We start from the raw sequence: 22,730 nt of genomic DNA on the forward strand, positions 1-22,730 counted from the left end.
TTGTCCATGGTGGCGATGAATTCGGCGCCCACCGCACCGGTGACGCCGACAATCGCGACGACGGGATCGTTACTCACATTCTCCTCCATTCAAGTTGAGCATGATCTTGTCGGAAAACCGGATTCCACTTTTCCGGATCATGCTGTGAGCTGAAGACAACAAAAACGCCCCGGACCAACGAGGGCGGGGCTTCGGTAGAGTGGATTGCGTTCTAGTCGACGACTACACGCGCACGCCTCCCCGGGCCCCGAAGGCCGTGGTGGTTTTGGTCATGCGTTTGGTGGTCGCGAACATGGCGGCGACTTATGCGGGAGAGTTGTCCCAAAACTTGATGTTGAAGAGCCACGGATGGTTTGAAGCATTCGAGATCGGACATTCTCAAGTCGCCTTCAGCATTGTCTGAACCCGGCCACCTTCTTTAAGGGACAACAAGTTCTGTTCAGGTCTATCGTAGCCTAACTGGATCAACATCTGCGGCGGCGCAACCGCAATAAGACTGTCAGATCGAACCTCGATCCTGCTTGCATTTAAGTTCTTCGGGGCTGTTTGTGCTGGCAAGGCGAACATAACTGCGTGAGTAATGCTCGATGTGAGTTGCCGATTGATAGTTTCGAGCCACCAAACCGAGCATGTAAAACGGCCAGCGACACCCCTGAATACAAGCAGTAACCAGACACCCAGCGAAGACGGGCCGCAGGGCGTCGCATCACTCGTTGTGGGCTAGGTTTTCCTTGTGACCTGCGTGTCGCAATCGCCCAAATGATCCTAGACGTTCTGCCGGTCGCGAGCGCTTCGAAGGCGCTTAGATAGCCCCGATCGTGCACCTCCGATTAACGTCTCTCTTCATGTCTCCTCCTGCGGCTGCACTTTGGGAGCTCCAGGAGACTTTTCCTGCGAAATCGAACAAGACCCGCTGCAACAAACCTTCTCGCCCCTGTAGTTGGCCAAGGTCTGGAGCAACTGCGGCATATAATACTTTTTCGCACCTTCCCTCATATCGTCCGGCATTGCTTTCGGATGGTCTAGCCATGTCATTGCCCGCTCGATCAGCTCGATCGCGCGTTGGTTGTCACCACTCTCGTAGTAATACTGAGCGACCACCCTATAAGAAGAGAAGTTGAGGCCGCCGCTGGCTTGCGCTGAATTAAGGATATGTTCCGACACATCCCTGCCGATCGCGAAGCGTTCCGCACGCGGAAGGTGGGCCTTATCGTTCTCCGGATCAAAGAGTTGCGTCATCACGACAATCAGCCCACGCACAGCCTCTGACTGTTTCTCAATCGCATCTCGGACCAGTTGGCGTAAGACCTGGAACCCGGTCGCCGTGTCGCGCATTTTGTGAAGCAACAGATCCGCATGAATCTCGCGGAGATTGAGATTGTCCGGCATCGCGGCAATGCCCTCTTCGATCGCTGATAGCGCTGTCGGCCAATCATTTGCTTCCATCGCCGGTCGAATTGTCCGGCGCATTGACAATTCGCGCGCTAGGCGTTGGTCTTTCGCAATTCGTTTCGCATCAGCGGCTTTAGCTTGATAGCTGCCGCGCCAAGTGCCGTTGATAATTTTCGGCAAGACGTCGTCGATTTGGATCGGATGACCGATAAAGGCAATGTGGCCGTCGCGGTCGACGACGAACGATGTCGGAACCCCAAGAGAAGAGCTGGCATCCATCCAAAGCTTGTTCATTTCGCCTGTACTGTCGAACCCGATTCGATAGTTCAGATTTGAGAATTTTTCAGTCAACCATGCGTCCAACTTGGTGCGAGCCTCATCCGCCGTTGGTGCTTGTTCGCTAGCTGCGACTCCGACGACCTCAAGCCCCTCGTCTTGGTATTTTGCTTGCAGCTCTATCAGATGTGGCATCGCCCTCACACATGGGCCGCACCAACTTGCCCAAAATTCGACAATGTACACTTTCCCTGGCTGGAAGTTCGTGAGGGGCTCGCCACGCAGCCAGTTCTCGACTTTGAGCGAAGGAGCCGGGGACGCCATGCACAGCACCATGATTTTCTCCAAAGTTACTTGCTGCGCGACCTTGTCGCTTCACCTGAGTTAGCAATCACCGTGCCAGGCTGTCCGCGCCCACTGAGTACATGATAAAGCTTTGAAAAACATCCACACGACCAGTAGGGTCCCCTGTATGTAACCTGACATGCTTTGCGTCGGTGTCAGATTTCGGGCACACATCGCGCCCTTCGTGCCGCCAAAACATTGTCATGCGAATGCGCATCCGTGAGCCGCGCTGCGCCAATAGGCGGCGCGTGAGAAACCGGATGATGCCCGCTGACCGACAAATTGCAAGCGTGCGGACGTGGGGTCGCAAAGAACAACAGCGGTCAGCATCGGACACGGCACCAGCTTTCCGAACCGGGCTGCAAAGCTGCCTGTTCGGCGCGGTCCAGATGACCACGGAAGCCGATGACCTCGTGCGCGAGCTGCTCCGTCGGAATCGCAGGCGCGAAAGCCGGTGCGAGCCCTGCTTGAACATAGGAAGCCAAGTCTACCTCGCCAAAGCGGCGCAGTTACTCCCGTCGCCATGTTGATTTCCCCGCATTCCGGTTTCAACCAGTCGCGGGAGATGGTACTGACAGCCTCGGGGCCACCTCCGCACATCCGCTGCACGATTGTGTGGCCAGGACAACTTGCGAGCGACGTCCTTCGCATTGGTGTCGGCAATACCGCTGGGGCAAAGGCGTGGCATCTTGCGATGGCGCGGCGCGATCCGTCGCTGCCTGCGGCCATCAAGGATCGGATGGGTGGCGATCAGGGTGCCGTCTTCGAAGATCTGCATCTCGTTGGCGAGCGTGTGCACCTCGACGATCCGCTTCCGGGTGGCGTCGGGAACGCTATAGAGATTGCCGCCGACGCTCACCATCCCTTCATGGGAGACCCGCCGCTCCAATTTGAGCACCGAGCGGAATGATGCCAGCGGCAAGGGGCCTAGGTGTGGCTTCTCCGTCGCAAAGGCTTCGTTGACTACGCATTGGGTGGTGGCGTGCACGCGCGGATTAGCGACCGTATCGAGCCAATGCCGCAGCTAGGCGTTCAGATCGTCGAGATTGCGGAACGAGCGGGCGAGGAAGAAGTCCTCGCGGATATACCGGAACGGCCGCTCGACCTTGCCTTTGGTCTTGGCCCGGTAAGGGCGGCAGGCCCTGGGCTGGAAGCCGTAATGCCGGGCAAAATCGATGAGCGCGCGATTGTAGACAATGCTGCCACCTCCTTCGCCGATCACCGCCGTCTTCATGCGGTCGTAGAGGATCTCCTTGGGAACGCCGCGCCTCAAAGGCTGCCATGTGACAGCGCAGGACCGTCTGCATGTCCTGGTGGAGGACGAACCGGGCCCAGATCAACCGGCTATGTCCGAGCACGAAGGAGAACAACCACACGATCCGCGTCACCGAGGGCTCGTCGGTAAAGACGACCTGGAAGTGAGCAAAGTCGACCTGAGCCTGGTCTCCTGGCGGCGTCTCGAAGCGAACCTCGAATACCGGCAATGGCGTTGGCTGCAGTTCACGAAGCAAATCCGTGACGGCGGTATAACGCCGGCGTAACCGCGCTCGCGCAGCTCCCGCCACAGTCGCTGGCCGGTCAGGCCGGGGTAGGCCGTGACGCGCTCTCGCAATACGGCACGAACGGTTCAATCAGTCGCGAACGCGGCTTGCGAGGTCCGTACACTGGAGGCTCCAGGCCGCGGGCGATCGTTCGGCGAACCGTCTTCCGGTCGAGGCCCAATTCGCGGGCGATCACCGGTGATCCGGCCATCGACCCCGACGGAGCGGCATCGTCTCGCATAACGACGATGCTCATGCTGCCTTCGTGTTTAGGGAACACACTCGGCCTCCGCGAACATCCACCTTTCGAGGCTCATTCCCGCACCCCGCATGGCTCCTACATTTCAGACCCCGCGTTGCCGCGACGCCCGCAAGACTCGGTCCCGGCCTGCCTGCTTCGGTCTTGGCCGGATGGGACTTCCACCCACAAGCATTCATTAGCTTGGCATGATGTACTCCCCGGTGGTGGTGTAGCTCGGTAGAGCAAAGCCGCCCGGACGCGCGCCCCCAATAGCGCCGTAGCGGGCGGGCGGCTTTGCGGTGGTCACCGGCAGTTCTCCGGTAGGACCGGGTTGCGACACCCCAACCGAGGAACCAGTCCCGGACTTGATCCGGGATGACCGATGATATGATGAACCTGCGCACGCTCGTGGAGAAGACCCCTGATGCCGATCTGTTGCGTGAGATGATCGGCTTTGCGGCCCAGCGCCTGATGGAGCTGGAAGTCGAAAGCCAGACCGGGGCAGCTTACGGCGAGAAGAGCCCCGAGCCCCTGGCCCAGCGCAACGGTTACCGCGACCGGATTTGGGAAACCCGCGCCGGCGCGGTCGAACTGCGCATTCCCAAGCTGCGCAAGGGCTCCTACTTCCCGGGCTTCCTGGAGCCGCGCCGCGTGGCCGAGAAGGCGCTCACCGCCGTGGTGCAGGAGGCTTATGTGCAGGGCGTCTCGACCCGTTCGGTGGACGATTTGGTGCAGGCCATGGGCATGACCGGCATCTCCAAGAGCCAGGTGAGCCCGGCTCTGTGGCGAGATCGACGACAAAGTGAAGGCCTTCCGCGCCCGCCCGATCGAGGGCGACTGGCCGTATCTGTGGATCGACGCCACCTCTGTGAAGGTGCGGCAGAATGGCCGCATTGTGTCTGTCGCGGTGATTGTCGCAGTCGGCGTCAACGGCGACGGCCGGCGCGAGGTGCTCGGCATGGACATCGGGCCGTCCGAGGCCGCGACGTTCTGGACGGCGTTCCTGCGCAAGCTCGGCCGCCGCGGCCTGCGCGGCGTCAAGCTCGTCGTGTCCGATGCCCACGAGGGTATCAAGGCCAGCATGGCCAAGGTGCTCAACGCCAGCTGGCAGCGCTGCCGCGTCCACTTCATGCGCAACGCATTGGCGCATGCCGGCAACGGCGGGCGGCGCGTCGTCTCAGCCTTCATCGCCACTGCGTTTGCCCAGGACGATGCCGAGGCCGCAACTGCGCAATGGCGCAAGCTCGCCGATCAACTCCGCCCCAAGCGGCCAAAGCTTGCCGGCTTCCTCGACGAGGCTGAGACCGATGTGCTTGCCTACATGACGTTCCCGCCGCAGCATCGGACCAAGCTGCACTCCACGGATGAGATGGACAAGCGATTTTTTCCTGCCGAGCCGAGGATTGCGAAAATCCTGCAAGTCCATTCTTTTGTTCGGCCGCGCGGCGGGTCATTCTTCCGTCCCGGCCACCGATCTCGCAGCCGGCGCGCGCAGGGGCGGTCAAGGCTGGCCGCATTTGCGGCCACCGCAAGGCTTGGCCTTGACCGGCCCGAGCACGGTGGCAGGCTGCGTGGAACGGGACTGGCCAGCTCGGCTGGAAGTTGCTGTCAGCCGCGATTATGTTTGTGGGGCGCGGGCGACCTCGTGGCGAAGCGTGACGTGTCGGCTGCAAGCGTCACCGGACTGCCTATTTTGTCTTGCCGAACTGAGGCGCCCGCGCCCCGGCCTTTGGCCGCCCGCGGTTTCCATTGCGACACGAATCGCTCGTAGCTTTGCTCCGCCTGGGCGGCAATCAACATCTCTTGGTCGCGCAGCGCCTTGATGTTGTAGGCATAGGCTGGTCCACGCCGGCTGCCTTTCTGTTGCGGATGTCCGGCCTGAAGTAGCATCGCGCGGGTCTTGTTGGCGACCAGCGCTGGGCGCGCCCACAGGTAATCTTCGCCGAAATGCCAGCAGAGCACAGCGAGTTTGCGAGCCACGGCCACCGCGGCGATCTGATGGCCGCGCCGCGCGCGAATGCGCACGAAAAACGCATGCAGTGGACCGGCCGCCTTGGCCGCTGCCCAGGCCGCCTCGACCAGCATGGCGCGCGCGTGACTGCGGCCGATCTTGCTGATGCGGCCGTGGTGGGCCGCTCCCAGTCCCGACTGCCGCACCCGCGGGTTCAGCCCGAAATAGCTCACCAGCTTCTGCGGGCTGTCGAACCGGCTGATGTCGCCGATCGCCGCCATGATGCCGGCGGCGACCGCCAGATTGACGCCGGTGATCGTCATCAATCGGTTGACCGCGGAATCCTCGATTGCGTCCTGCGCGATCTCGCGGTCGAGCAGGGCCAGGTCTTCCGCCAGCCGGTCGAACTCACGGACGTGCCGATCGATGGCCGCGCGCTCATCGTCCGGCAGCTGTTGAGTAGCCAACTACGCCCGGCCGCGGGCGTTGAAAAGATCGGCATGCGGGCACTTCCGGATCAGGTGTGCGTGCAGGATCGAATGCACCTCGTTCTTGAGCCGCGTACGATGTCGAACGACCTGGTAGCGCCGCGCCACCAGTCTGCGCTTGCGTTCGGTCTCCGCGTCAGGCGTCCAGATCTGCGGCAGGTATCCCGCCGCCTGCAGACTGGCGAGCGTGCCGGCATCGATCTTATCGGTCTTGACGTGAGCCTGGGCGATCGCCTTCACTTGCAATGGATTGGCGATAATCACCCGCGCCGCGAACGGTGCCAGAACCCGCGATACCGCCATGCTGTTGCCGGTCGCTTCGACCACCACCTCATCACTGGCCAGCAGGGTCTTGCTAAATCCCTCCAACGCAGTCCGCGTCATATCAATGCGGCCGACAACTACGGATTCGCGCTCTCAGCGCAACCGGGCGAGTCGCAGAGGCGGCCAGCTACTAACTCGAGCTCGCGGCTCATCGTATGCATCGGCCTGCCCGCACCTTCGTGCTCCCGGTGCCTCTGTCCCGATGGTCGCACCATACGCCACGGTGTAGAATACCGCAGCCGAACGTTGGCACCGAGAGATCTCATACCGGTTACCAATCCCATTGAACGCCTCAACGGCGAGATCAAGCGGCGCACCGAGGTGGTCGGCATCTTCCCCAACGAGGATGCCATCGTCCGCCTCATCGGCGCGATCCTGCTCGAACAGAACGATGAGTGGGCGGTCCAGCGCGCCCCGCTGCATGACACTGGAAACCATCGCGCCGTTGAGCGATGATCCGACCGTCAGCCTTCCGGCTATCGCCAGCTGACCTGCCCGGCTCCGGCCGGTGAACCCGGTGCCCCGCCGCCAGCTACACCACGCCACGGGACACGATCGAACGCACGACTTTCAGGGTCTCGAATCTGCTGTTTCGTGCACTGCGCTCGGGAGCCACAACGTGTCGGATGGAAGCACGTCGACGCCGCTCATTTCCAGACGACTACAACCGGCAAACCGTCGATCTGGTCGCATCGAGCGGCCGCTCGATCGCATCGGAGGAGGGAACTTGGCCTGCGCGATTCCGCGCTACGGCGCTGGGTGGAACGACGTGGGCCGGGCTGGAGCTGACCGCGGCGGCGCGGTGCCCCACAACGCAGGCGACGCTGCCGTCGACAGACCACGCAGCGGAGATTGCTTGTTTGCAGCGAGAGACCGAGCGGTTGCGCATGGAGCGCGACATTTTAACAGGTCAATGTGCTGGGCGCCGAGCGTCGACGGCGATGAAGTTACGATGAGAAGGCTCGCCTTGTCGAAGAGACCTTGCAGGCTGGCCAGACGGTCTGCGGCATCGCGCGCTGGCACGGGTGGCTCACAGCCTGTTGTTCACTTGAAGCCGACAAGCGCGCCAGGGTCGGCTGGACGGCGATTCCGTGCCAGCTCTCGTTCCCTTCGAGATCACGCCGGTGGCGGCTCCGATCTCGATCGACGCGCCACAATCGGCCTCTTCCCTGCCTGCGCAGCGTGCAAGAGCTGGAATCATCGAGATCGAGCTTGGCGGCGGCTGTCGCGTCGCGTTGCCCGTGACGGGGACGTTGAGGCGCTGTAGTGAGTTCTTGAGCTGCTGCGGCGACGATGATCCAGATTCCGAGCCGCGTCAGGGTTTGGATCGCCACTAGCCACACCGACATGCGTCCCAGCATGCGAAGTCTGACTCTTACAGTTCAGGAGAATCTAAGCGCGATCCGCACGCTGGCGATCTCAACATCTTCCGGGAACGCCGCGGCGATCTGGTCAAGATCCTCTAGCATGACGCAATAGGCATATCGCGGCAAGTTCATCTGGCCCTCCGCGTCGGCCGGCGCGGTATCGATCTCAGCGGCGGTCTCCTGTAATCCGCGAGCTCGCGACTTCGCGCACGAGACTATGCGGGTCATCGACGAGGCTAAGGATCTCAGTCACTGGCGCACGGCTTGCGACCTCGTAGCGGATGCGCCAGTCAGGATCGTGCCGCAGCAGCGGCACAAGCTGCACAGATAGTCGTCGGGCGATCTCCAGTCTTACCGACGCCTCACGATCGTCGATCATGCGGAGCAACCATTCATTTGGAATGCGCTGTGCCACAACACGGCGGACCTCGGCTTCCTCGTCGTCCACCATTCGGCGGAGCAGCATAGGCTCGATCCGGCTCGCGACGACAAGGCGAACATAGTAATATTCGTCTGAGGCCATGGGTAGCAATTCTTCACCGTCGAACAGGGTCGCGACCCGCTTCCTCAGCTCGGGATGCGGATGCTTCCGCAATTGCAACGCGTAGCGTCTAGGCAGGCGAACCATCGCATTCCATTGCACTTTTTCATTGGGATCATCGATCAGCCGCAGCAGCAGAAAGACATTGGCAGACTTCGCCGCGATTGCCCTTACCTCAGAATGCGGATGGCTGAGATAGCCGTCGGCGAGATCCGGATTCCATTCGAAGAACCTCTCGATGCTGGGGGGACAACGGTCGTTGACGCAGGCGTGCTTGAGTCGACACCCGCCGGTTTCGCTCAGTGGGAGATGCTCGCACGATGCGCAGTCAAGCCGGTTGCCTTCCCAGTCAAGAGCCTCGTCAATATTATCAACCATAGTCCTGCCCACTTAGGTCAGGCACGCGCAGCAACGACTTGGGTCCAAATTTTGTCGCAGGTAGCGAGCTCCAGAAGTTTTCCGAGCGCCAGCCCCGCGCCTGCATCTGAATGGTCTGATCGTAGAAGCCGACCGTCCCGTCGATAGAGCCGCCGACCAGCCCCCGCAGAGTCTTTGAGCCACCGGCTTGGAAGTTCTCAACGATAACGTTGAGACCATCGTCCCTAAAGGACCCAAGCTTCACGCCAAGCTCGACAGGCATATACTGAGCATCCGGGACTCCACCTCGATCGCTAATTGGGCCACCTCGGGCTCGGCGGCATGCTCCGAAATGACCGGCAAGCGGTAGCGCTATGACCAGCATCAGTCGTGTCAAAACGTGCATCCGAGCTTCCGTGACTGTTCAGAGAGCGTTACGAACAGGCTTCATGGGCAGGCGCGGGCCGCCAGACCAGGAGCCGCTTTCCGCGCGGTCCACGATGGCGTCGAGGACAACAACAAAGGCGGAAAGGACGATGATTCCTGCGAACACTCCGGTCGCATCGAGGATACCCTCGGCCTGCGCAGTCAGATGCCCCAATTCTGCGGACGAGCCGGAGATACTCGGCAACCACCGCTCCATGACGGCCATGCCGACGGACACCCGCAGGCCCGACAGAATCCATGTGGTTGCGGACGGCAGGTGCACGTGGCGCAGCAGGGAGGACTTCGATGCGCGCAGCAGGCGTTCATTCGCTAGCACGACCGGACTAACCTCGCGCACGCCCTGAAACGTGTTGAAGAATGCTACGAAAAGAACCAGCGTCGCGCCGAGCGCGACTTTGGAGGTGAGCCCCAATCCGAACCATATGACGAAAATGCGTCCGAGCACAATCCGCGGATCTCATACGAGGACAGCCTGGCTAAAATGGAGCCGGTGAAAACCCGCCGGCTGGGCTTCGATATTGAAGATCGCGCCGTACAGGTCGTTCGGCTCGATGCCAGATCTCCCGAGCTACCTTTGTCTCTGACAAACCAACCCTGTTCGTAGCGAAGAAAGTCGGTTTAAGCAGCTGGCACGTGGGTCTGACAGTTTGTCGGGCAGACCCGGGCGCAGGCGCTGCAGCCGATGCAGGCCCCCTCGTCCTTCATCACCATGACCTTCTTTTCGATCTCATCGTCATCCTCATCGAGATCGATCATCTCGCCGTCCTCGCTCAGGCCCTTCAGCGTCATGACCTCACGGCCGCAAACCTTATAGCAGCGGCCGCAGCCGATGCACTTCTTGGGATCGATAGAAACCAGGTAGTCCGGCCTCCAATTGCGACCATCGCGGGTTCTGCATGACATGGCTTAAGATCCGTTATGTTTTGTCCAGCGCCTGGAGATATTGGCGCTTGCTTTCGAGCTCGCTGAAGGCAGCGTGGGCTTTCTGGGCTACGTTCAGGATCGAGGACCAGTTGACCGGCAGCTCCTCGGAGAGGTCGTGGAGATCCATCTTGGCTTGGGTCGCCTTGGCCGACAGCTTCTTTATTTCCGCTTTGAGGCTTTCAACATCGCTCATGCTCGCCTCAATAATTCGCCACTTCCGGGAACTTACGGATCATCTCGACGCCACTGTTGACGAATTTGTCGCCTTGATCGGCGAGATCATAGAGATGGTCGAAACCAAAGCGATGCACATCGCGCAGCTGCTTGCTCACGACAACCAGCCGGCCGCCGATCAGCACGATCCGACCGAACCCTTCGTGATGCATCTTCAGCATTGGCGAGATCATTACACCGGTCGCCTTCTCGATCGAGAGCGCAACGGCGTCAAAGAACAGCTCCAGCCGCCATGTCGTGTCGGAGTCGGGATTGCCGACGATCGGCAGCGCACGGCGCTTGCGCTTGTCGAGAACGTAGGGTTCGAGCAGCTCGAGATCCTTCTTGCCCTCCCAGGCGCCGTGGGTGTCCTGGGCGCGCCAGATCTTGATGAGCTCTTTTAGAAATGAACTCTCCGCGGCGGCGGCTGGACTGACTTCAGACGGGTCGGCCATCTTTGTTCCTTCAGGCTTCGAAATCCACCGTACGTTCCGGGTTTTTGCTGAGCAGCTTCCGCAGCCAGGGCGGCGGCGAGCCCTTCAGCACGGTTTCGAGTTTGATGCAAAGGTCGTCGATGGGCTCTGGTTGCAGCACCTTCATCGGATGGACCTTGCTCGCGACGACTCGCGCAGCACCCGAGCCGCCGATCGCCGCAACATAGAGGATTGCGCAGTTCCTGATCGCCTCGATCTTCGGCGCGAGCTTATCCTCATTACCGTCTTCCGTGAGGTCACCGTCGAACTGGATCGCCTCAATAAACTGATGCCCGTCCGGGCCGACCTCGTAGATCGCGATGTTCTTGGCCCAGCCGAAGTGCGCATCGACATGCTTCAAGTCCTGAGTGGCGAATGCAACTTTCATCCGTGTTGTTTTCTCTCCTTGCTCAATGCAACTGTGGCGGATCGACCTGCAGGTCACCGCTGGTGGATCGCCAGGTGTCGGGCGTCGGCCCATGGTTGGTTTCGCGGTCGGTGATGATCAGATTGGCGATGTCAAAGATCAGATCTCGCGTGCCGCGATAGCCAACCGTCGTGAGGTGCGCAGCGCCAAGCCGATCGAACAGCGGAAAGCCCACCCGGAAGAACGGAACATTGAGTCGCGAAGCGGCCTGGCGACCATGTGAATGCGACATCAAGAGGTCGCAGTCACGCGACCTGGCAAGCTCTTCAAGATCCTCCAGATCGCCGATCAGGACGTCCTCGCTCCTGACCCGCTGGAGCACCGGTGAGTTCGTCGTCGTCACCGCAGCCGTTACCTGCGCCCCCATCTCGTGGAGGAAGCTGGAGAGATCGAATAACAAGTCCGGCTCGGCGCCGATCGCGAGCTTGCGGGCGCCGATATGGAAATGGGCATCCAGCATGGCGTCTGCCAGCTGTCCACGCTGCCGGCGATATTTCGAGGGCACCGACCGGCCGCTGATCTGGCTCAGGAACGCGATGAATTCGTCGTTTGGAATAAGACCGCAGAGCCGCTCGAACAGACGGAAAGGCGTGCCTGTCTGCGCCTGCATGGTCTCGGCCGCACGGCGCATTTGCGCGCCGATCGCGATCGTCCAGGCCGCCTGCCCCATGGTCGCGATCTCGTCCACCGCAATGCCGCCGATCGTGGTCGGCGTGAATTCGTCGGGGATGTGGCCGTCCAGCGAACCGGCAAGATCCGGCAGGAAGGAGGGCTTGAGCCCAAAATCCTCAATGATCGTGCGAAGCTCGTCGAGGTCGCCGGGCGTGAGGTGGCAACCAGGTAGCACGTTAACGCGGGAGGCATCGCGCGGTCTCGCTGCGTCGACGGGAGCCACAAGCACCTCGATCATCCGCGCCACTGTCTTGCCCCAGCCATCCTGAAAGGCATCCTTGAAATCCGGGGTCGAGACGTAGACAAGGGGGAGCTTTTCGAGCTGCGGATGCTTCTGTCGGATCAACCGGATGAAGGCTTCGACGTCATCGCCGTTGGTCTCGGTGACGCCAGTCGAATTGATGCCGATGATCTCGGGCTCGACGCGATTGTAGATGTTGAGGATCGCCTGTTCGAGGTTCTCGTGGCCGCCGAGCACGGTGGCAACTTCGCTCATGGCAGTGGTCTGCATCGGCACAGGTTCGTTGAAATGGCGCACGAAGAGTGTCAGCCCGAAGGAGGTGCAACCTTGCGGGCCGTGCAAAAGCGGCATGGCGCCGCGCAGGCCCATGAAGGCAAATGAGCCGCCGATCGGCTGGCTCATCTTGAGCGGATTGACCGAACAGGCTTTCTTCGAGGTAGTGACGATCGCCATGTCGTTCCCCTACTCCGCCGCCTGCAGTGCCGGGGGCTGGAGATCGGAACGAATGTCCTTACAAGCAACGCACAGTCCGCTGGAATTGGTGCACGGCTTGGCGGGCTCGTCGAGGTTCGGGCCATGCGCCGCAATCGCGCTTTCACAATTGCTGGCCTCACTTTGATTGGAGAAACTTATCGCATTGACGCCGTTCTTGCTCACGTCCCGAATTGGATCAGCGGTTTGCGCATGCATCTGCGCAACCGTCCTTGCCTGACGCTTCCGGTCGAACTCATCCCATGGCGCGGCTTGGCGGAGCTGATCCCATATCGGATTGTAGAGCGCTTTCTCGATCTCCTCCATGAGCTTGATAATGCCGACATAGCCCATATAGGCGTGGCAGCGCTCCTGGTTGATATCGAGCCATGGCATCGCCGCCTTTAGTGCGACGAATTGCGACTTGCCGCCGGAGAGCATGATGTCGGCTTTTGCGTCCTTGAGCATCTTATAGATCTCGCGAGGGGACATGTCCTCGATCATATGGGCGTGCTGGCCCATTAATTCCTTGATACGTTCCTTGTCCTTCTTGGTGGATTTCTTCACGGACGTGCCGACCATCTCGAGCCCGGCCTCCTGCAAAGCGGCCACCATCGACCAGGATTTCACACCGCCGGTGATGAGAACAACCCTCTTGCCGGCAAAGCGCGGCTTGAAACGTTCAATCGCAGCCCAGGCCTTGGTCTCTTCGCGTGCGATCAGGGCTTGCGTGCGTTCCATCAGCTCAGCCGGCGCGCCACTTTCGATCAGCATGCGCGCGATCTGGCGGAGTGAATCGCTGGTATCCTCAATACCGTAGAAGGAGCCTTCAAAAAACGGGATGCCGTAGCGCTGCCTCATCTTGCGTGCGACGTTGATCATTGCCCTTGAGCAAACCATCATCGCGGCTTTGGCCCGGTGCGAATAAGCGACCTCGCGATACTTGCCGTCCCCCGAGATGCAGGACAGGATCCGGATTCCGAGCTCATCGAGCAGGGGCTTGATCTGCCAAAGCTCGCCGGACAGATTGTATTCACCGATGATGTTGATATCATACGATGTCGTGTAATCCGGCTCTCCGGTACCGATGACGTGCTCCAGCAGTGCTTCGCCAGCAAGCTTGTTACCAAGGTTCTTCGACCCGACAAATCCCGGTGAATTGATGGGAATGACCGGCTTGCCGAATTTGGCGGAGGCCGCCTTGCAGACCATATCGATGTCGTCACCGATCATTGCGGGCACGCATGTCTGGTAGACGAAGATGGCCTGCGGGTTGTATTTCTCTGTGATCTCCTTCACTGCCCTGTACAGCCGCTTCTCGCCGCCGAAGACGATATCGGTCTCGCTCATATCTGTGGTGAAGCTTCTGCGCCACAGATCGGAGCCGGACGAGACCGAACCACGATTGTCCCAGGAATTGCCCTCACAGGCGATTGGACCATGCACAAGATGGGCGACATCGGTGAAGGGCTGCAGCGCGACTTTGGCGCCATCGAAGGCACATCCGCCGGCGGCGCCGCCCGGCTTGAGCTGCTTGGTGCAACCATTCTTACGCTCGACCTTCGACTTGCTCGCGTTCCTGGCGCAGCCCGGTTCGTTAAAGACGTCCTGTATGGTCGTGAGAAGCGAAGTCATGGTGTCTCTCTCGGGGATGTTAACACACCGCAGACCACAAGGATGACCGGCGGAGAACCTGTGATCCCCGCCGCAGCGCCGCTGTTTCTGCGGACGATGAGGCGGGGAGCTCGCCTTAGCGTATGATGTCGAAGCTGTAGTCTGTCTTGCCAACCGAGCTGGTCTTTCGATCGATCTCATCAAAGATCTTGTCGAGAATCTTGACCAGCACATTCATGCTCCCCTGATAGCCCCACACTGGATAACGATGGTGATGATGGCGATCGAAGATGGGAAAGCCGATGCGGATTAGCGGCGTTCCGGTGTCACGCTCGAGATACTTGCCGTAGGTGTTACCGATCAGGAAATCGACCGGCTCTGTGAACAGGAGCGATCGCATGTGCCAGAGATCCTTGCCTGGGAAGGCGCGGCAGTTTTTACCGAAGGGCGAGCTCGCGAACAGCGCCTGCATCTTCAGCTCCCACGCCTTACTCGCGTTCGTCGACAGCACGTGGGTCGGCTCAGCGCCGAGCTCCAGCAGGAATGCGGCCAAACCATAGCAGAGGTCTGGATCGCCGTAGATCGCGAACTTCTTGCCGTGAACATGCGCGCTGGAATCAGCCATTGCGTCTACCAGACGCCCGCGCTCCTGCTCCAGCGCATTTGGAATTGCCTTGTTGGTGATACGCGACAGTGTCATCAGGAAATCGTCCGTGGCGCTGATGCCCAGCGGGTGATTGAAAGCGACGACCTCCTGATCGTGCCCTTTGATGAAGGACAACGTCTTCTCCGTGCAATATTGCTGCATGGAAATGGTTGCCTTGGCGTGGACGGCGTTCGCGGCATCCTTTAATGTAGTGCCCCCATCATACATGCGGAACTCGCCGTCCGTGGGGGTATCGAAGACGTCACTGTTATCCGCGAGGATGGTGTAGCCGATGCCCATCAGCTCGAAGATACGCTTTATCTCACGGACATTCCCGACAGTGTAGCCGTCGAAGCCACCGATGAAGTTGATCGTGTTGTTCGCTTTGCGCTCGAGTTTTGGGGCCGTGCCGGCTTTGCCATCCCAGAAATGCTCGAGGATGCCCTTGAGCGTGTTGTCGTAGCCAGTAACGTGGCTGCCGACGAACGCAGGAGTGTGAGCGAATGGTACGTCGTAGTCCGCTGGGACTGAACCTTTTTCCTTTGATGTTTTGATGAAGGCATTGAGATCGTCGCCGATGACTTCCGCCATGCAGGTCGTGGCGACCGCGATCATCTTCGGCTTGTACATGTTATAGCTGTTGGCAAGCCCATCGGTAAGATTGTTAAGCCCGCCGAACACGGCCGCGTCTTCCGTCATGGACGAGGAGACGCACGAGGTCGGCTCCTTGAAGTGCCGTGACAGATGGCTGCGATAATACGCGACGCAGCCCTGTGAGCCGTGGACGAACGGCAGTGTGCGCTCGAACCCGAGGGCGGCGAACACCGCACCCAGCGGCTGGCAAGCCTTCGCCGGATTAACGGTTAGCGCCTCGCGGGCGAAGTTCTTCTCGCGGTACTCGGATGTCTTGGACCATTCTTTGATGCGATCGACGTCGGCGGGATCATGCGGATTCTCAAATAGCGCCTTCTTCTTGGCCAGCATCTGCTGGTATTCGTCTCCCCGGAAAAGCTCAGAGTGGTCGAGTATGTGTTCGGCGTTCTGTGTCATCATGGCACTCTTTGGGTTCTTGCGTTCGTTCTCCTGCCCTTCCCCTCCTCTGCGGAAAGAAACGGCCCGGGGTCGGCCTTCCTATTCCGCTGCCATGAGGCTCGGCTGCGGAGCGTCCTTCCAAGGCGCGGTGGTCTTCCCCCAGATCGGGGAGTTAATCGCCATGTCCATGTCGCGGGCGAAGATCGCGAAGCCGTCATAGCCGTGGTAAGGACCCGAGTAGTCCCAGGAATGCATTTGGCGGAACGGCACGCCCATTTTTTGGAAGACGTATTTTTCCTTGATACCGGAGCCGACCAGGTCTGGCCGGATCTTTTCGACGAAGCGCTCGAATTCGTAGCCGGTGACATCGTCGTAGATCAGCGTGCCATCTTTGACGTAGTGCTGGGCGGTGCGTTGGTAGTCATCGTTATGCCCGAACTCATAGCCCGTGCCGACAACATCCATGCCGAGGTCCTCATAGGCGCCGATGACGTGGCGAGGACGTAAGCCGCCGACGAACAGCATTACCGTCTTTCCTTCAAGCCGCGGCCGGTATTTCGCGGTCACAGCATCGACAAGCGGTTGATATTTCGCGATGACGCGTTCGGCGCCTTGCTTGATCTTGTCATCGAAGAAGCTTGCAATTTTTCGCAGCGACTCCGCGATTTTGGAAGGACCGAAGAAGTTGTACTCGCACCAGGGAATCCCGAATTTTTCCTCCATGTGCCGTGAGATGTAGTTCATCGAGCGATAGCAATGCAGTATGTTGAGCTTTGCCTTCGGCGTCGCCTCCAATTCAGCGAGAGATCCATCCCCGGACCACTGGGCGATTACGCGTAGGCCCATTTCTTCCAGCAGGATTCGTGACGACCATGCGTCGCCGCCGATGTTGTAGTCGCCGATGATCGCAACATCATATGGCGTCGGTTCAAATTTAGGGCTGGTCTCTGGGGCGCTCTTGTCAAAGATCCAATCCCGAACGGCGTCGTTCGCGATGTGATGGCCGAGCGATTGCGACACGCCACGGAAGCCCTCGCACCGCACAGGCACAATGGTTTTGCCGCCATATTCCTTCGACTTTTCTCGGGAGACCGCCTCGATATCGTCACCGATCAAGCCAATCGGACATTCGGACTGAATGGTGATGCCCCTGTTGAGAGGAAATAGCTCCTGGAGCTCATCGATGAGTTTCGTGACCTTTTTATCGCCGCCGAACACGATGTCCTTCTCCTGAAAATCGGAGGTGAACTGCAGTGTCACGAACGTGTCGATGCCGGTCGTCCCGACGTAGTAGTTGCGCCGCGAGCCCCACGAGTACTGACCGCAGCCGACCGGACCGTGGCTGATGTGGATCATGTCCTTGATGGGTCCCCAGACCACGCCCTTGGAGCCCGCATAGGCGCAGCCGCGGATGGTCATCACGCCGGGAATGGACTTGATATTCGACTTGACGCCACAATCCGACTTCCCCGCCTCGTGAACACTGAGATGCTTGGCGCGCCTTTTGGCGGTCTTCTCGGGGTAGACCGTCAACACCTCATCGATTAGCTGCTTGTTGCGCGCCTTGATCTCTGCAACGCTTTGGGTAGGTGCTCGGCTCATACAGGTTTCCTTTTCGATTGTGGTCTCAACAAGAAGCGACGCTTTTGCGGTCGACCGACGGATTTCCGATCCGGCGTTCAGGTAAGCGTGCAATCTGCGTGGGCGGTCCTACCGATCGCAACTTCGCGACGTTCATGCCGCAGCGGTCGTTCACGATCATGTAGCTCATCTCGGCTGAGCGGTTAGGAGCGTCATGTGTGACGCTGTCTATCGATGACCAAGACGCTTCTCGGTGAAGTCATGCCTGCTCTCCAGCGGTTGGTCATATCGGCTTCTTTATTCACTCGCGTGCGATCACGGGGCATGTCCCTGTGCATGGGATGCAAAGGACTAACAGCCGCCTCCTGCGCAGGGGTCTGCAACGAGTGTGCCAGCGCCGGTTGAATAAAAAAAGCAACGTTTATAGAGCTAGATAGCTGCCGGATGCGGATTGTTATAAACCTGACCCTGTCTGCCACCAACAAGCGTAGCCGCAACGCCCTGTCTGAAACAAAACAATCGGATACGCTCTGCACCAGCGGCGTGGCTGGAGTCTGGCCGCGCCGACGTCACTCCAATGCGCAGCCTTGCTTCGTACGCGCCGATCCAACGATCGCAAACACCATCCGTTCGAAGCGGATTTCAGCGCGGTTAGATGTGCCCATCGTGCTCGCGATCCCACCCCCAGCAAGAATCGCATCGAGCGCTCCACCACCTGCTGCAGATGTCTCCACAAGAACTCAGTTGCCCAGCAGCAGTCCTCTCCCATTTCCGCATGGTCTCTCGCTCCGACGTTCTTTTATTTGATACTGCGGAGAGGCGCGCTCGGAGGGGCGAACAGCTGACGCCGTGGAGAGCACGTAAGCTGATCAATTCCCAAGCAGCGCGGTAGCTTAAACTCCGCAAACGGTCACCCTGGGCTTGCCCGGATTTGAACTTGCCGGCTACGACACAGGGCGCTTCCGCATCAAACAATCTGCAGCTTTTGCGTTCGGCGTAGTTCGACAAAGGGGAACATCGGATTCTGACGCGTCAGACAGTTTGAGCGAATTCACGGAAAGGCCGGCAGCTTCGCAAGTGTCGGCAGTCGAGATAAGGCAGGTCGAATGCGGACCACTGGTCGATTTATCCTTTCTCGTTCCAGGACAGGATCGAAATTCCTTACGCTTACCTCCGTTGCGTGGTGTATCAATCGCCATTGAAACCAGTTTTGCTAACGCGCTCCGCCAGCCTTTTTGCAGAACAGCGCGCCGATGGTCCACTTGAACGGTATTTTTCTTGCCCAGGTAATTTATGGTAAAAAGGGCCAAGACCTCGGACCGAAGTGCTCAGGTGCGGATTTCACGCATTGCAACGTTCGTAAATTGGTGCATCACCACTGTTCCGGCGGTAACAGCGCTTGGGTTCATGGGACTTGCGCTCAAGGACATACCCATCACGGCGCTGTCGAATGCAAATCCTGAGATTATCCAGGTTGCCATTCTGAGCGTTTATATTTCGTGCTGGGCTTACGGGACCAGCATCGACACGAAAATCCAGGGTGGAATCTATGCGGACGACCCACAGGGAGGACGTGTCCGGACCGGATCAATTGCTGCTGTCGCCTTTCTCGCGGTTGTTTCAGTCATTTTGCGTCCTGAATGAGATGGAGGAGAAGTTCACGTTAGAACCGGCCATCGGGCGTGAGGGATCCCGAAAGCCCAGGGGTCGGCGCCGGCGTTCTTCAAGATGATCAGCTTCGGCTTCCGTGACGGACCCTGTTCGTCGATGCCGCGCTTCGCGAGGAATATGAACGGCTCCACTTCGAAAATCGACGCCGCCACAGATCGGTTACTTGCCGCATTGAAGCTCGAGGGAGGGACGAAGAAAGTATCGCCCAATCGCTCATCTTGAACATCACCGAGCACCGGCAGTTCGGGATCGGACTCATCGCTGCCATCGTCGCGCTTTCCGCTTTGATCCGCATGTCCGTTGGACTGGTTGGAATGATTCCACTTGGTACCTTCTGCCAACCATCATCGCCTTCTAGGTTCGGCATCACTACGCCTGGGGCCATCCTGAACCTCGTCTTTGGCTTGACCGCGCTCAGCTAAATTGATTCTCCGTGTCAGTGCCGATTGTCCTCGAAATCCGCATTGGACGCCATGTCACGGGATTCGGTACTTGGGCTGGCGAAGACTCCAGCCGGGATCCCGCTCTAACGATGTCTGCCCTCTGGATGGAAGATGCCCGTCATGCAAGCGGAGATCATCTCCTCCGAATCGATCGCTCTGCCTCGCGCGCCTTTCGCTTCTGTAGGGACGAGTTGGCTGCTGCACTAAGCCGCCGCGTCGGTTCACGACCTAGCGTTAGACCCGTTAATCTTCCCTTTTGAGCTTCTCGCGCTCCTGCTGAAGCGCTTCGGTCTCTCGGGCGACCTCGCGTCCTTCGCCCAGTTGTTCCTGGAAACGCTGGCGGGCCTCGGCGAGAACAGCGGGGGCGAAGGATTCAGTCAACCGAATCTCGATTGCAGATTGGGCACTGCAGGGTGAGTTCATGGGCCCTTTTGCCGCCGTCGGGTTAGGTGTCATGAACCCTCCATTTCGGCAGCTCTTAGGCCCGAATAAACGTGATCCGGCCCCCTTCGCCACGCTTCCGATGTGGCTTTATCTTTATTTCGACGTCCTGATCGAACGCCGCCAGCATGCGCAGCAGCTTCTCCACGGAAACCAACTTGAACTGCCCTTGAAGCAGCTTGGAGATGTTGGGCTGCTTCACGCCGACGAGCTTCGCGGCTTCGGTCTGAGTGATCTCCCGCTCCGCCATCAACCGCTTCAGTGTACAATGAGGGCTGCCTTGAGTTGGTACTCGTCCGCGTTCGGGAGGCGGTTGGCGGGCAACTTCTTCCTCGTGCTCATGATCGGGCTGCGTTTGTTCCGTGTTGATAGCTTCCGCGTCGCGCAGGCGCTGCCATGCGAGGCCAGATCGTCCCATATGCGGATCGGCGGCCAAAAGAGCTGCTGATCGGACCGCGTGAAGGTCAATTTGAACGCTCTACGCGCTCGAGTGCCTTCGGAGTCTTGGCTTAACCTGTTGCGGGTGTGCTCGTCTTGGGGGACGGCATATATCGGCCGGGGACCACATATGTGTGTGCTTAAGAGTATGGACAGTATTCGTGTGCACGCGCCTGCGGAATTCAGCGTAAGACACGCGTCACTTCCATAGAAGAGATTCTGGCCAGTCTGTGAACTCCAACTCGAAGCTACGTAGGCCGGTGGGTTTTGTCGTGAATTTAAGAGTCTTCCCTGAAAGGTCGGCCAATGAACCAGATGCGAATGTGAAAACTGTCGTGCCGGAAGTTGCGACCCCAATGCCTTGCTCGCCTTCCATGCTAGAGAAGTCGGTCGCCTCGGAGAGTTGCCCAAGTGCAACTCCCTCCAGCGCGTGGTGAAATTCCATGGAGGCCAAGTATGTCCCTTTGTCAGCAGCCCACTCGCTGACCGACACTGCTGTGATCCCCGCGTCGGTCAAGAGACCACCTTCGATCCGGCAGCCATATTGAACGGTGAGAATAATCCGCTCATTCCGAACTCCGGCCGGCTCTCGATCGGCGGCAGTGATCGTGCACGCGTACCGCCTTGTTTCCGCAACCGCCCCCATGCCTAGCCCGATCCACTCGAGAGCGGAACATAGTACAAAAGCGAGAGCGGGTCTTATCATTCGACTGCACCTGATCTGAAAAATCGTTCCCTGCTCTGTACAATCTGACGCTACGGGCGATTCAAGCTCCTTCGATCGCTCTGCCGGATCAACGTTACTCAGGTGACTGCGGTGTCGCAGAAGCGAGGCGACGCAGTGCCCTTGGATGGGGCCGGAACGATTTCAATGTCGGTGCGCAGCGGGCAGCACGTCGGTGAACCAAGGCTATGGGCCGAGCTTTTCAGGTCGGCGGCGGCCATGAGAGGCGCGACGGCCCGCGGCGCCGGGGCGCTACATTCCTGACCCAGGCGCAGGCGCTCTGTGAGCGGACGCTATTTAACGCGGAATGCTCCCGCGGCACAGGTCCCAAAATTTTGCTTCACAATCTCAATGTAAAAGGAAACGTGGCCGAGACGAGCCGTTCAAAGGCAGACTGCCGCTCAAGCAGACGCTCTTCGAGCATCTTACGCTGGAGATCATCTAGCTCGCTTTGAAGCCTTCTGCGACAACGCCAAATGTCATTCCGTACGGATCTGATCTCATTCAAGCGATCGTCAATCGAAGCCATCACGGATACCGTATCCAACTTGAACCAGCCATGGACAAGTGCTCAATCACGTCCTTCCTCGCTAAGCCGCCGATAGATCTCAGGACTTGGGCCATCTGCGGACATGATGTCACGATCTCCTCCCAGCGTGTCCTCTTGTATCGGCGTCTTTCAACGCAAGAGCACGAAGTAGCGGTTGCTCCTGCAGAAGTTCAGCTTATTCTGCCCTCACCGCGCAGGATTTCAAAAGCTAGCAGCAGCCCGTGAGTGGGCCGACTAGGTAATCCAACCAACACCCGCCGGATCACGGGGTCACACTCTGGGCAGCCGCGCCTTTCAGACTTGAGCACGGCAATTGCCATGCCAGCGAACCTCAGGTGGAATTGAAACAAGCCATGTTCGGTTCGGAGGCTCGTCCTTTACGAACGAGCCGGGCTTCGCGGCGGCGGCGCGCCAGAGCGGCCCGGATATGAGTCGGAGAGGCTTCAGTCGGCAGGGCTCGGCGAAATCGTGAACGATGCGCACCGCCGGGCGCCTCGGCTCAGTGTCTCGGCCAGCTGCGTAGGTCTTGTTACCGCCGTTCCCGCGTGCGGCCGGCAAGCTGGCAAGCGAACTTCACCACAAGCATCTGCGATCACCTCTAGCCGGGCCTGGCGCCTTGTAGCATCTGTGACACTGAATGTAGTGATCAAACCAAGACATCCGCCTTTGTTTGTTCCTCCGGACCCGTTCTACAACTAAATCAGCAACTTGCATCTCGGACGCAACTGGCATCGCAGTTGCTAATTGTCCAACCACACCGTGAGCGCTGAGCGCGGCCAGCGGTGCAAGACGGATACATCAACTTTGCGGGAGCGTATTGGCCACCCAATCGCTCGATGGAGCACCGATGCGGCCACCGGACAGCTTACTGCTTGCGGCACACTTGTTGTTGTCAGATC

18 protein-coding genes and 4 pseudogenes are annotated in these 22,730 nt (G+C 59.3%); 3 read left to right on the forward strand and 19 right to left on the reverse strand.

Going from position 1 to position 22,730, the window contains the following annotated elements:
- Positions 1-843: 843 nt before the first annotated feature.
- On the reverse strand, positions 844-2,004 hold the full coding sequence (locus tag AC0L3S_RS17195) for a TlpA disulfide reductase family protein (RefSeq protein WP_219682838.1): 1,161 nt from the start codon (positions 2,002-2,004) through the stop codon (positions 844-846).
- Positions 2,005-2,695: 691 nt separating this feature from the next.
- Positions 2,696-3,795 (reverse strand): annotated as a pseudogene (gene istA / locus AC0L3S_RS17200) (IS21 family transposase); the annotation flags it as partial.
- Between the two features lie 375 nt (positions 3,796-4,170).
- Between istA and AC0L3S_RS17205 the strand changes: the two are divergent.
- Positions 4,171-5,173: pseudogene (locus AC0L3S_RS17205) on the forward strand (IS256 family transposase); the annotation flags it as partial.
- A gap of 230 nt (positions 5,174-5,403) precedes the next feature.
- On the opposite strand, the gene AC0L3S_RS17210 reads toward AC0L3S_RS17205, so the two are convergent.
- Complete coding sequence (locus tag AC0L3S_RS17210) at positions 5,404-6,069, reverse strand: transposase (RefSeq protein WP_473280152.1); 666 nt, start codon at positions 6,067-6,069, stop codon at positions 5,404-5,406.
- Between the two features lie 144 nt (positions 6,070-6,213).
- A complete protein-coding gene (locus AC0L3S_RS17215) occupies positions 6,214-6,618 on the reverse strand; it encodes an IS110 family transposase (RefSeq protein WP_259217579.1) in 405 nt (134 codons plus the stop codon).
- Positions 6,619-6,828: 210 nt separating this feature from the next.
- Here AC0L3S_RS17215 and AC0L3S_RS17220 point away from each other — a divergent pair.
- Positions 6,829-7,048: pseudogene (locus AC0L3S_RS17220) on the forward strand (transposase); the annotation flags it as partial.
- Positions 7,049-8,091: 1,043 nt separating this feature from the next.
- Here the strand turns inward: AC0L3S_RS17220 and AC0L3S_RS17225 are convergent.
- From AC0L3S_RS17225 to nifD, 11 genes and pseudogenes are all read right to left on the reverse strand, one after another.
- The gene (locus AC0L3S_RS17225) at positions 8,092-8,844 is read right to left on the reverse strand and encodes a 4Fe4S-binding leucine-rich repeat protein (protein WP_259217580.1); all 753 of its coding nucleotides are present in this window, start codon (positions 8,842-8,844) and stop codon (positions 8,092-8,094) included.
- Complete coding sequence (locus AC0L3S_RS17230; RefSeq protein WP_374762365.1) at positions 8,837-9,106, reverse strand: type 2 periplasmic-binding domain-containing protein; 270 nt, start codon at positions 9,104-9,106, stop codon at positions 8,837-8,839. The genes AC0L3S_RS17225 and AC0L3S_RS17230 overlap by 8 nt, the downstream gene beginning before the upstream one ends.
- Positions 9,107-9,257: 151 nt before the next feature.
- Positions 9,258-9,724, reverse strand: a pseudogene (locus AC0L3S_RS17235) (ABC transporter permease); the annotation flags it as partial.
- Positions 9,725-9,888: 164 nt separating this feature from the next.
- Positions 9,889-10,173 carry a ferredoxin III, nif-specific gene (fdxB, locus tag AC0L3S_RS17240; RefSeq protein WP_219682841.1) on the reverse strand — a complete coding sequence of 95 codons (285 nt, stop codon included), beginning with the start codon at positions 10,171-10,173 and terminating at the stop codon, positions 9,889-9,891.
- A 13-nt stretch (positions 10,174-10,186) separates the two neighbouring features.
- The gene (locus AC0L3S_RS17245) at positions 10,187-10,387 is read right to left on the reverse strand and encodes a CCE_0567 family metalloprotein (RefSeq protein ID WP_219682842.1); all 201 of its coding nucleotides are present in this window, start codon (positions 10,385-10,387) and stop codon (positions 10,187-10,189) included.
- A gap of 7 nt (positions 10,388-10,394) precedes the next feature.
- The gene (locus tag AC0L3S_RS17250; protein WP_219682843.1) at positions 10,395-10,862 is read right to left on the reverse strand and encodes a NifX-associated nitrogen fixation protein; all 468 of its coding nucleotides are present in this window, start codon (positions 10,860-10,862) and stop codon (positions 10,395-10,397) included.
- Positions 10,863-10,872: 10 nt separating this feature from the next.
- Positions 10,873-11,268: a nitrogen fixation protein NifX gene (nifX, locus tag AC0L3S_RS17255; RefSeq protein WP_259217585.1), complete on the reverse strand. Its 396-nt coding sequence runs from the start codon at positions 11,266-11,268 to the stop codon at positions 10,873-10,875.
- Between the two features lie 22 nt (positions 11,269-11,290).
- On the reverse strand, positions 11,291-12,673 hold the full coding sequence (gene nifN, locus AC0L3S_RS17260; RefSeq protein WP_259217586.1) for a nitrogenase iron-molybdenum cofactor biosynthesis protein NifN: 1,383 nt from the start codon (positions 12,671-12,673) through the stop codon (positions 11,291-11,293).
- Between the two features lie 9 nt (positions 12,674-12,682).
- Positions 12,683-14,326: a nitrogenase iron-molybdenum cofactor biosynthesis protein NifE gene (gene nifE, locus AC0L3S_RS17265; protein WP_259217587.1), complete on the reverse strand. Its 1,644-nt coding sequence runs from the start codon at positions 14,324-14,326 to the stop codon at positions 12,683-12,685.
- A 115-nt stretch (positions 14,327-14,441) separates the two neighbouring features.
- Positions 14,442-16,001, reverse strand: coding sequence for a nitrogenase molybdenum-iron protein subunit beta (gene nifK / locus AC0L3S_RS17270; RefSeq protein ID WP_219682981.1), 1,560 nt, complete (start codon positions 15,999-16,001; stop codon positions 14,442-14,444).
- 81 nt (positions 16,002-16,082) lie between these two features.
- Complete coding sequence (gene nifD, locus AC0L3S_RS17275) at positions 16,083-17,585, reverse strand: nitrogenase molybdenum-iron protein alpha chain (RefSeq protein WP_007600010.1); 1,503 nt, start codon at positions 17,583-17,585, stop codon at positions 16,083-16,085.
- A gap of 1,311 nt (positions 17,586-18,896) precedes the next feature.
- Here nifD and AC0L3S_RS17280 point away from each other — a divergent pair.
- Positions 18,897-19,208, forward strand: a complete 312-nt coding sequence (locus AC0L3S_RS17280) for a hypothetical protein (RefSeq protein ID WP_219682845.1) — start codon at positions 18,897-18,899, stop codon at positions 19,206-19,208.
- A gap of 14 nt (positions 19,209-19,222) precedes the next feature.
- On the opposite strand, the gene AC0L3S_RS17285 is transcribed toward AC0L3S_RS17280, so the two are convergent.
- From AC0L3S_RS17285 to AC0L3S_RS17300, 4 genes are all read right to left on the reverse strand, one after another.
- On the reverse strand, positions 19,223-19,576 hold the full coding sequence (locus AC0L3S_RS17285; RefSeq protein ID WP_219682846.1) for a hypothetical protein: 354 nt from the start codon (positions 19,574-19,576) through the stop codon (positions 19,223-19,225).
- Positions 19,577-19,921: 345 nt separating this feature from the next.
- Positions 19,922-20,059 carry a hypothetical protein gene (locus AC0L3S_RS17290; protein ID WP_219682847.1) on the reverse strand — a complete coding sequence of 46 codons (138 nt, stop codon included), beginning with the start codon at positions 20,057-20,059 and terminating at the stop codon, positions 19,922-19,924.
- 97 nt (positions 20,060-20,156) lie between these two features.
- Entirely contained in the window at positions 20,157-20,555 is a 399-nt protein-coding gene (locus AC0L3S_RS17295) for a helix-turn-helix domain-containing protein (RefSeq protein ID WP_246648982.1), read from the reverse strand.
- Positions 20,556-20,756: 201 nt separating this feature from the next.
- Positions 20,757-21,203: a hypothetical protein gene (locus AC0L3S_RS17300; RefSeq protein ID WP_157158625.1), complete on the reverse strand. Its 447-nt coding sequence runs from the start codon at positions 21,201-21,203 to the stop codon at positions 20,757-20,759.
- Positions 21,204-22,730: the final 1,527 nt, after the last annotated feature.

The organism is Bradyrhizobium sp. Ken01 (assembly GCF_055807355.1).